8 protein-coding genes are annotated in these 10125 nt (G+C 65.5%); 1 reads left to right on the top strand and 7 read right to left on the bottom strand.

Annotated elements, in window-relative coordinates; all coding sequences use genetic code 11:
- Window positions 1-166: 166 nt before the first annotated feature.
- Both NG697_RS17465 and NG697_RS17460 read right to left on the bottom strand, forming a co-directional pair.
- On the bottom strand, window positions 167-1012 hold the full coding sequence (locus tag NG697_RS17465) for an aldo/keto reductase (RefSeq protein ID WP_256471231.1): 846 nt from the start codon (window positions 1010-1012) through the stop codon (window positions 167-169).
- Between the two features lie 40 nt (window positions 1013-1052).
- Window positions 1053-2273: an MFS transporter gene (locus tag NG697_RS17460; RefSeq protein WP_252614794.1), complete on the bottom strand. Its 1221-nt coding sequence runs from the start codon at window positions 2271-2273 to the stop codon at window positions 1053-1055.
- 169 nt (window positions 2274-2442) lie between these two features.
- On the opposite strand from NG697_RS17460, the gene NG697_RS17455 reads away from it, so the two are divergent.
- Window positions 2443-2892 (top strand): MarR family winged helix-turn-helix transcriptional regulator, encoded by a 450-nt coding sequence (locus tag NG697_RS17455; RefSeq protein WP_252602347.1) that lies wholly within the window; start codon window positions 2443-2445, stop codon window positions 2890-2892.
- 151 nt (window positions 2893-3043) lie between these two features.
- On the opposite strand, the gene sucD is transcribed toward NG697_RS17455, so the two are convergent.
- The 5 genes from sucD to pcrA all read right to left on the bottom strand — a co-directional run bounded on the left by sucD (window position 3044) and on the right by pcrA (window position 10102).
- On the bottom strand, window positions 3044-3946 hold the full coding sequence (gene sucD / locus NG697_RS17450; RefSeq protein WP_252602344.1) for a succinate--CoA ligase subunit alpha: 903 nt from the start codon (window positions 3944-3946) through the stop codon (window positions 3044-3046).
- Between the two features lie 11 nt (window positions 3947-3957).
- The gene (sucC, locus tag NG697_RS17445; protein WP_141139579.1) at window positions 3958-5127 is read right to left on the bottom strand and encodes an ADP-forming succinate--CoA ligase subunit beta; all 1170 of its coding nucleotides are present in this window, start codon (window positions 5125-5127) and stop codon (window positions 3958-3960) included.
- Between the two features lie 222 nt (window positions 5128-5349).
- Window positions 5350-6057 carry a hypothetical protein gene (locus tag NG697_RS17440; RefSeq protein WP_252614793.1) on the bottom strand — a complete coding sequence of 236 codons (708 nt, stop codon included), beginning with the start codon at window positions 6055-6057 and terminating at the stop codon, window positions 5350-5352.
- Window positions 6058-6075: 18 nt separating this feature from the next.
- The gene (locus tag NG697_RS17435; protein WP_252602340.1) at window positions 6076-7431 is read right to left on the bottom strand and encodes a glycosyltransferase; all 1356 of its coding nucleotides are present in this window, start codon (window positions 7429-7431) and stop codon (window positions 6076-6078) included.
- A gap of 103 nt (window positions 7432-7534) precedes the next feature.
- Window positions 7535-10102 (bottom strand): DNA helicase PcrA, encoded by a 2568-nt coding sequence (gene pcrA / locus NG697_RS17430; RefSeq protein ID WP_252602338.1) that lies wholly within the window; start codon window positions 10100-10102, stop codon window positions 7535-7537.
- Window positions 10103-10125 lie beyond the last annotated feature (23 nt).

The raw sequence follows: 10125 nt of genomic DNA, 5'->3' as shown, positions 1-10125 counted from the left end.
CCAACGCCGTGACCCGGCGTAACAGCGGTGCCGACCAGAACCTCTACTACCTGGCCCCACCGGCTTAGCGTGACTCTCCCGAGCATTGGTCCTCAAGCCCCGAGCCCGTCGAGACCCGTCGCTGCACCGGTGGTCGAGCCCGTCGAGACCCGAGGGTGGGCTTTTCCTAGCCGTTGAACTCCGCCGGGTGCGGACCGGTGCGGCCGTCGCGCTCCAGGCCGTCGATGACAGAGAGTTCGTCGCCCGTCAGGTCGAAGCCGAAGACGTCCAGGTTCTCCCTGATTCGCTGCGGAGTGACGGACTTGGGGATGATGATCCGGCCCTGCTGCAGGTGCCAGCGAAGAATGGCCTGCGCCGGGCTCACACCATGCCGTGCCGCGATGTCCACAACGGCCGGATCTGCCAGCACGGCACCCTGCGCGAGCGGGCTCCAGGCCTCCGTGGCGATCCCGTGTGCGGCATTAAAGTCTGCAATGTCCCGCTGTTGCAGGGCCGGGTGGAGCTCAATCTGGTTAATGGCCGGGACCGTGCCGCCCAGGTCAATGACCTTCTGCAGGTGCTCGGGGAGGAAGTTGGAGACGCCGATGGCCCGGGCCTTGCCGCTGGCCAGCAGGTGCTCCAGCGCCCGCCAGGACTCGAGGTACAGGTTGGTTGCCGGCGCCGGCCAGTGGATGAGGTAGAGGTCCAGGTAGTCCAGTCCCAGCTTGTCCAGGCTGGCCTCGAACGCGGCCAGCGTGGCGTCGTAGCCGAGGTCGGCCACCCACAGTTTGGACGTAATGAACAGCTCTTCGCGGTCGATGCCGGACTCGGCGATGGCACGTCCGGTACCCGCCTCATTGCCGTAGATGGCGGCGGTGTCGATGCTCCGGTAGCCGGCTGCAAGCGCGTGGCTGACCGCGGCAGTGGTGTCGTCGTCGGACACCTGGAAGACGCCGAACCCCAGCTGCGGCATCCGCACGCCGTTGTTGAGGGTGATCTCGGGGATGGACGTGGTGATGGGGGTGGAAGTCATGGGTTCTCCTGTTGCGGGTTGAGGATTGACGTTTGAAGGATTAGTGCAGGACTGCCACAGGTTCGGCGGCCACGCGTCCGCCGGGAGCGGCGTCTGCGGGTGCCTGCCGGACGGCCCGCTTGGCTCCGGCGGCGGCGATGATCATCACCACGAGCCCCAGCAGGGTGATGCCGGCGCCGGCCCAGATGGGCGAGGTGTAGCCGAGTCCGGCGGTGATGGTCACTCCGCCGAGCCAGGCGCCGAGGGCGTTGCCCACGTTGAAGGCACCAATATTGGCGCCGGACGCGAGGGTGGGGGCGCTGGAGGCGTACTTCATCACGCGCATCTGCAGTCCAGGCACGGTGGCGAATCCGAAGCCGCCCATCAGGACGATGGAGGCAACGGTGAGCACCTGGTTGCCGGCGGTCAGGGCAAAACCGACGAGCACCACCACCAGCACGGAGAGCACCACCACGAGCGTGCGGTCCACATTGCGGTCCGCGGCCTTGCCGCCGATGGTGTTGCCGATAAAGAGGCCTACGCCGAAGACGATCAGCAGCCACGGAACGGTGGAGGCTGCGAAGCCGGAGACCGCGGTGAGCGTGAAGGCGATGTAGGTGAAGGCGCCGAACATCCCGCCGTAGCCGAGGATGGTGACCAGGATGGAGAGCCACACCTGGCCGGAGCGGAAGGCGCGTAGTTCGCTGCGCAGGGTTCCGGGCGTGGTGTCGCCATGGCCGGTCTTCGGAACGAGCGCCAGGATTCCCGCCAGGGCGATGACCCCGATGACGGTGATGGCCCAGAACGTCGAGCGCCAGCCTGCGGCCTGTCCCAGCATCGTGCCGAACGGCACGCCCAGGACGTTGGCTGCGGTGAGCCCGGTGAACATGATGGCGATGGCGCCGGCCTTTTTGGTGGGGGCAACCATGTCCGCGGCCACCACGGCTACGATCCCGAAGAAGGCACCGTGCGCCAGGGCGGCGATGATCCGGCCGACCATCATCATCCCGTAATCGGGAGCGATGGCGGAGAGCAGGTTGCCGGCGATGAACAGGACCAGCAGGACAGCGAGGACGGGCTTGCGTTCGAAGCGGGTCACCGCCGCGGTCAGCACCAAGGCGCCGACCACGACGGCGAGGGCGTATCCGGAGATCAGCCAGCCTGCCGTGGCCTCGCTGACCTGGAAGTCGGCGGCAACCTCGGGCAGCAGGCCCATGATCACGAACTCGGTGAGTCCGATGCCGAACCCGCCGAGGGCGAGGGCTATCAGGCCAATGGGCATGTGGATGCTCCTTTGAAAACTGTACGGAATGAGATAGGACGCGTAAGCTAGTAGTTGCAGACGCGTTATTTATTGTTGCACAAGCAGATACACCGCGCAAGCAACGATTATCGATTGTGTTCCGCCTCACGCCGCCAGGCGGCCGGAGCACCCGCGAGAGGAAAGACAGATGGGCATCAAGGACGACGCCGTGGAGGTCCGGGCACAGGGTTGGCGCACGCTCGCGGCGCTGCACGGCCTGATCGAGGGTGAGCTGGAACGCTCCCTGCAGGCCGAATCAAAGCTGTCAGTGGTGGAGTACACCGTGCTGGATGCGCTCAGCCGCCAGGACGGCTGGCACATGCGCATGCAGCAGCTCGCCCGCGCCACAGCCCTCAGCGCCAGCGCCACCACTCGGCTGGTCAACAGGCTTGAGGACCGCGCCCTGCTGACCCGGATCCTCTGCGCGGACGATCGCCGCGGCATCTACACCGAGCTCACGCCCAGCGGCATCGCCCTGCTGGAGGAAACGCGCCCGGTCCATGACGCCACGCTGGAGCGCGCCCTGGCCGAGGCCCAGGAGATTCCCGAGCTGGCCGCGCTGGTGGACGCACTCCCCCGGCTCCACGCGACCGCCTAGTCACCGCTCGAGTACGACGACGGACGCTCACCTTCCAGCAGAAGGTGAGCGTCCGTCGTCGTGCTTTAAACAACAACGCGGGGTCACTCCCGTGCCCGATCCAACCTCTGGAAGGGGCAGGGAGTGACCCCGCGTTGTAGTGCTGTAGTGCCTAGAGCGTTGCGAAAACTTCGCGCAGCAGCTTGGCGGTCTCGGACGGCGTCTTGCCGACCTTCACGCCTGCAGCCTCGAGGGCTTCCTTCTTGGCCTGGGCGGTACCGGCGGAACCGGAGACGATGGCGCCTGCGTGGCCCATGGTCTTGCCTTCGGGAGCGGTGAAGCCGGCCACGTAGCCAACAACCGGCTTGGTGACGTGTGCCTTGATGTAGTCGGCGGCACGCTCCTCGGCGTCGCCGCCGATTTCGCCGATCATGACGATCGCCTTGGTCTCCGGGTCGGCTTCGAACGCTTCGAGGGCGTCGATGTGTGTGGTGCCGATGACCGGGTCGCCGCCGATGCCGATGGCGGTGGAGAAGCCCAGGTCGCGCAGCTCGTACATCATCTGGTAGGTCAGGGTTCCGGACTTGGAAACCAGGCCGATGGGGCCCTTGCCCGTGATGTTGGCCGGCGTGATGCCAACCAGCGCTTCGCCCGGCGTGATGATGCCGGGGCAGTTCGGGCCGATGATGCGGGTGACCTGCTTGCCGTCGGCGTCAACCGTGGACTGGGCCAGTGCCCAGAACTCGGCGGAATCCTGGACCGGCACGCCTTCGGTGATGACTACGACCAGGCCGATGCCTGCCTCGATGGCCTCAACCACGGCGTTCTTGGTGAATGCCGGCGGCACGAAAACGATGGAGACGTCGGCGCCGGTTTCAGCCATGGCTTCCTTGACGGTGCCAAAAACGGTGATTTCGGTATCGCCGTGCAGGACCGTGGTGCCGGCCTTACGGGCGTTGACGCCACCAACAATGTTGGTGCCGGCCTTCAGCATCAGGGCGGTGTGCTTGGTGCCTTCGCCGCCGGTGATGCCCTGGACGATGACCTTGGAGTCCTTGTTCAGATAGATAGACATGGTGCGTCCCTTTACTTAGCTGCGTTGGCGAGCTCGGCGGCCTTGTCGGCGCCCTCGTCCATGGTGGCGGCCAGGGTAACCAGCGGGTGGTTGGCCTCGGCCAGGATGCGGCGGCCTTCTTCAACGTTGTTGCCGTCGAGGCGGACTACCAGCGGCTTGTTCGCGGAGTGGCCCAGCTCGGCCAGCGCGCCAACGATGCCCTTGGCGACGGCGTCACACGCGGTGATGCCACCGAAGACGTTCACGAATACGGACTTGACCTGCGGGTCGCCCAGGATGACGTCGAGGCCGGCAGCCATGACCTCGGCGGAAGCTCCACCGCCGATGTCCAGGAAGTTGGCGGGCTTGACGTTGCCGTGGTTTTCACCGGCGTAGGCGACAACGTCCAGGGTGGACATGACCAGGCCCGCACCGTTGCCGATGATGCCAACGGAGCCGTCCAGCTTGACGTAGTTCAGGTCCTGCGCCTTGGCCTTGGCCTCGAGCGGATCTGCAGCGTCCTTGTCTTCGAGGAGGGCGTGCTTGGCGTGGCGGAAGCCGGCGTTCTCGTCGAGGGAGACCTTGCCGTCCAGTGCCACGATGTCGCCGGCGCCGGTCTTGACCAGCGGGTTTACCTCAACGAGGGTGGCGTCTTCCTTCTTGAAAACGTCCCAGAGCTTGAGGATCACGGCGGCGACCTTGCCGCGCAGTTCCTCATCGAAGCCTGCAGCTGCGACGATTTCGTCGGCCTTGGCCTGGTCGATGCCCACAGCGGGGTCGATGGCGATCTTGGCGAGCGCCTCAGGGCGTTCGACGGCGAGCTGTTCGATTTCCATGCCACCTTCTACCGAGCACATGGCCAGGTAGTTGCGGTTGGCCCGGTCCAGCAGGACGGAGAAGTAGTACTCCTCGGCAATGTCGGCACCCTGGGCAATCATCACCTTGTTGACGGTGTGGCCCTTGATGTCCATGCCCAGGATGTTGGTGGAGTGCTCAAACGCCTCATCGGCGGTCTTGGCAACCTTGACGCCGCCAGCCTTACCGCGGCCACCAGCCTTAACCTGGGCCTTAACGACAGTTACGCCGCCGATTTTCTCGGCAGCTGCCTTTGCTTCTTCTGGGGTGTACGCCACGATGCCGGCAAGCACGGGTACACCGTGCGCCTCGAACATATCGCGCGCCTGGTATTCAAACAGGTCCACGGTTTAGTGTCCTTCTACGTCGAAGTAGTTTCTGTACAGTCGGGCATCGCCGAAGACGATGACCGGGCTGCGGATTGCCTGCACCTGCGACCAGTCCGGAAACGGGCCCCACAGCGCAATGCTCCATTCGGAACTCTAGCCCTCTCAGAGGACCGGCCCGTTCCACACTACCGCTTATGTGAGTAACGACACTATTCTATGGAGCGTAGAAAAACGCCTAGATTACGGGGTTTTTGAGGCCTCCGCGGGTGCCGTGGAGGCTGTTGCCGCGTCCTTGGAAATAGGTTCGTAGCGGTCCCGGGCCACAAAGAACCCGACGCCGGCCGAGACGTTTCCGCACGCCACACCGCCGTTATGGGCCGAACAGCGCAGCCCGTTCCCTTCCAGGTTCTGGCGCTCGGCGAGGACCCGCAGTTCCGTCAGCGGGCCGCTCTTGTTTCCCTTGGGTCCGTAGGCTGCCTCCATTTGTGTGACGCCGGAACGGCACTCCCCATACGTTGCCCTGTCCGGGCTGAGCAGCGCCGCTCCGCCCAGATAGCCCAGGCCGGTGCCGGCGCAGTCGTCCTTGATGTCGCCCGCGGCAGGCTTGGGGTATCCGGCAAGCTCGCAATGCGCCACCGGGACGGTGGCGAGCTTGTTGTTGGCCGCATCACTGAAGCTGTTCGACTCATACGGGAGGTTGAGGTGTTCCCCACGGGCCGATGGCAGGGAGCACACAATGTTCCGGTCCTCCGTGATGAAGGACAGGACATCCCCGCTGGCCCTGAACGCGGCGGGGTCGGCCAGCGCTGCCTGTTCCAGTTGTTCCATGGCCGGCAGCGGCGGCGGAGCCACATAGCCCGGGTCCTCGGTGGTGATGCTGCAGGCAGTGCCGGTCACTACGAAGAGGGCGGCCAGGATCCCCAATACAGTCCGTCGCATGGCCTCCATTATGCCCCGGCAGCGGTCTCAGTCCGTCGGGCGCGTCCCGGCGGCCTCTACGACGGCGGCAGCAGCTTCGGCGGGATCCTCACGGTCGAATTGCTCCTGCATCGTCCGGGCGCGGGATTTCCAGCCGGGATCCGCCAGGACCTTTCGAACTGCAGCCGCTATGTCTGCGGGCTTGGGTGACTCCGTCCTGAGGTTAATGCCGACGCCGGAGTGTTCCACCCGGGCGTTGACGTCACTTTTGCCCTCGTTGATGCCCGAAACCACCAAGGGAACCCCCTTGGACAGGCTCAGCTGCACACCGCCAAATCCGCCGTTGGTGATGAAGACATCCGTGAAGTCAAAGACCTCCGCGAAGTCCACGTAGTCCCGCACCACCACGTTGGGCTGCGGGTAGCGGGCCTTCAGTTGCTCGGTGCCGTGCCCGCCGGTTGCGACGATAACCAACGCATCCATGTCCTTGACTGCCTCAAGCGACGGAACGATGAGTTTGTCCTGGTCCAGGTTGTCCACTGTTCCCTGGGTGACAACGAGTGTTGCGGGATAGGACCGGGGAAAGCCGCCGTCCCCACTGTTCCCACCAGGATCGGCGGGCGCCTGGCCAGGCGACCGGTATGGCAGGAGCGCCCCGACGTAGTGCACTTTGGCGTTGACCCGGCGCCGCGGGAAATCGAGGGATTCCGTGCCGGTCTGGATAATGGCGTCCGAGCACCGATAGGGTTCGTCCGTCAGCCGGCCTTGCCGCGGAACAGCCTGGCCGTAGGCGGCATGCTGCCGGCGGTAGCTTTGACTGGCAGGCCGAAGAATGACCTTGTCGGACAGCAGGCCCGCCAGGCCTTGGACCGCCTTCTCCACGGGATTGCGGGGCGGCCGGAACCCGAAGAAAAGCGGCGGCACCTGCGGGTCGCTTTCCATGTTGGGGATCGCAACAAAATTCACCACCGGCTTGCCCATCAAGTGGGAGACGAGCCGGTGAATGAACATGGAACTGTCCGCCACAAGAACGTCGAAGGGATTCTGCTGCGCGACCTCGCGGATGTCCTCGAAGAAGTGGCTGACGTTGCTGGCGAAAATCTTCTCGCCGTCGAAGCCGATGGCCCGTGGGCCCTTGAGCTTGGCCCGCTCCGGATAGAGCTCATTGAGGTTGTCCGCGCGGTGCTCGATGGCCCTGCGGAAGGGGAAGTGCTGGATTCCCATTCCGCCGAGCCTGTCCGCATAGACGGGACCCGTGTACCAGGCCACCTCGTGGCCGCGGTCCTTGAGCCGCATCGCCACGCCCGTCATGGGGTTGAAATGGCCGTCAATGGCCTGGCTGGCGAACAGGATCTTCACAGTGGTGCCCCCGAATATGCTGTGCTCAAGTTCTGCTGTGCTCAAATGGCCTGCGCTTCACCGGTTCACCGGCTACCCGCTGTTTCCCGGGTACCGCGCGTTCCTGAACTGTAAGCCAGCCGGGGTGCCCGGACAAGGGCAAGCGTGGTCAGGCGTCGAGCTTCGTGAGCGGCGCGTAGCGGAGCAGGAGACGCTTCTCACCGACGCTGAACTTCACCTTGGCCACCGTCTTGTCCCCCGCGCCTTCCAGCGCCAGCACCGTGCCGTTGCCGAAGCTGGTGTGGTTGACCTTGTCGCCCACACTGACGGCCACAATCTCCTTCTGCGGCTGGACCCGGTTCTTGGCGATCGCCGCGGGAACGTCTGCGTTGAAGCCCGCCGAGGAATCGGCGGCCGCACCGCGGGACGTGCCGGCGCCCCAGAAGGATCCGCCGTAACGGCTGGAGCCGATCGCCGCGCTGCTGCTCCCCCACCCGCCGGACTGCCGGCTGGTGCCTTCGCGTTTCCACTCCAGCAGCTCCGCCGGAATTTCCTCGAGGAACTGGCTGGCCGGGTTGTACTGGCTTTGGCCCCACATGCTGCGGACTTCGGACCGGGTGACGTAGAGGCGCTTGCGCGCGCGGGTCAGGCCCACGTAGGCCAGCCGGCGTTCCTCGGCGAGTTCCTTGGGGTCCGTGGCCGACCGCTGGTGCGGGAACAGCCCGTGTTCCATGCCGGTCAGGAACACCACCGGGAATTCGAGCCCCTTGGCGGTGTGGAGGGTCATCAGCGTGACCACGCCCAGGCGTTTGGCTTCGGCCACGGCGGCGTCGATGTCCGCGCCGGGGGCGTCCGGGATCTGGTCCGCGTCTGCCACCAGCGACACCTGTTCCAGGAACGCACCCAGGGACCCTTCCGGGTTCTCCTGTTCGTATTCACGCACGACGGCGACGAGTTCCGCCAGGTTCTCCACGCGGGACTCGTCCTGTGGATCAGTGCTGGAACGCAGCCCGGCGAGGTAGCCGGTCTGTTCCAGGACGGCCTCCAGCGCGGCGGCGGCGCCTGAACCGGAGGCAACCTCTGCGAGGTCGTCCAGCAGTTTCACAAACCCGAGGACGGCGTTGACGGAACGGGTGGCCATGCCGGGAGCTTCTTCAGCCCGCCGGGCGGCGGCCATGAACGACATCCGTTCGCGCTCGGCCAGTGCGGCCACGGCACCTTCGGCGCGGTCACCAATGCCGCGCTTGGGTTCGTTGAGCACCCGGCGCAGGTTGACGTCGTCGTCCGGGTTCACCAGAACGCGGAGGTACGCGAGGGCGTCCTTGATTTCCTTGCGGTCGTAGAAGCGGGTGCCACCCACCACCTTGTACGGCAGGCCCACCCGGACCAGCACATCCTCAATGGAACGGGACTGCGCGTTGGTGCGGTAGAAAATGGCAACATCACCGGGGCGGAGGTTGTCCTCGTCCTGGAGCCGGTCAATCTCCTTGGCAATGAACTGGGCCTCGGCGTGCTCGTTCTCGCCCACATAGCCGATGATCTTGTGGCCCTCGCCCTCGGCGGTCCACAGCCGCTTGTCGGGGCGGTTGGGGTTGCGTGAGATCACGGAGTTGGCCGCGCTGAGGATGTTCTGCGTGGAGCGGTAGTTCTGCTCCAGTTTGATGGTGCGGGCGTCCGGGTAGTCCTTTTCGAACTCCACGATGTTGCGGATGTCGGCGCCGCGGAAGGCGTAGATGGATTGGTCGGAGTCGCCCACGACGGTGAGCTCGGACGCACCGGGGCCCTCACCCACTATCTCGCGGACCAGGGCGTACTGGGCGTGGTTGGTGTCCTGGTACTCGTCCACGAGGACGTGCCGGAACCGCCGTCGGTAGGACGCGGCGAGCGCCGGGAAGGCGCGGAACATGTAGACGGTCTCGGCGATGAGGTCATCGAAGTCCATGGCGTTGGCCTGGCGCAGCCGCTGGGTGTAGCCCTTGAAGACGTCAGCCACAGCGGACTCGAAGGGATCGTTGTAATTCGCGGAGGACGCGTAGGCATCGGCGTCGATGAGCTCGTTCTTGAGCGCGGAGATCTTGTGCTGGATGGCCTTGGGCGCGAACTTCTTGGGATCCAGGTCCAGGCTCTTGGAGACCTGGACGACCAGCCGCAGCGAGTCCGCGGAGTCGTAGATGGAGAAGTTCGACTTCCGGCCGACGTTCGCGGCCTCCTGGCGCAGGATACGCACGCAGGATGAGTGGAACGTGGAGATCCACATGATCTTGGCCCGTCCACCCACCAGCGCCGCGATGCGCTCCCGCATCTCGGCGGCGGCCTTGTTGGTGAACGTGATGGCCAGGACCTCACCGTGGTGCGCGCGGTGCGTGGCAATGAGGTAGGCGATCCGGTTACTGAGAACGCGGGTCTTTCCCGAGCCGGCGCCGGCCACAATTAGCAGGGCGCCGCCGGCGTGCTTGACGGCCTCCTCCTGCTGCGGGTTAAGCCCCTCCAGGAGTTCCTCGGCGTTGGGCCGGTGGTGGGCCGGCTCGCCGTTGCCGTCATGAGAGGGCTGCTGGTTGGCCCAGCCGCCCGTGCGCTGGGCGCCCTGTTCTGCTGCGTGTTCGGAGCCGCCGCCCGGCCCGCCGCCACCGAATTCGGCGGCCGCGGCAAGGCCTTCCGGGCGCGACTTGGTGCGGGCGGAGGCTGGCGCGGCGGCCTTGAACGGTCCGTCAGAGTACGGGTCAAACAACATATCCATGGTGCCTACAAGTCTAGGCGGTG

The organism is Pseudarthrobacter raffinosi, from assembly GCF_023913835.1.
Taxonomy (GTDB): Bacteria; Actinomycetota; Actinomycetes; order Actinomycetales; family Micrococcaceae; genus Arthrobacter; species Arthrobacter raffinosi.
The sequence above is the reverse complement of the archived record's forward strand: the minus strand, read 5'-3'. Positions and strand labels throughout refer to the sequence as shown.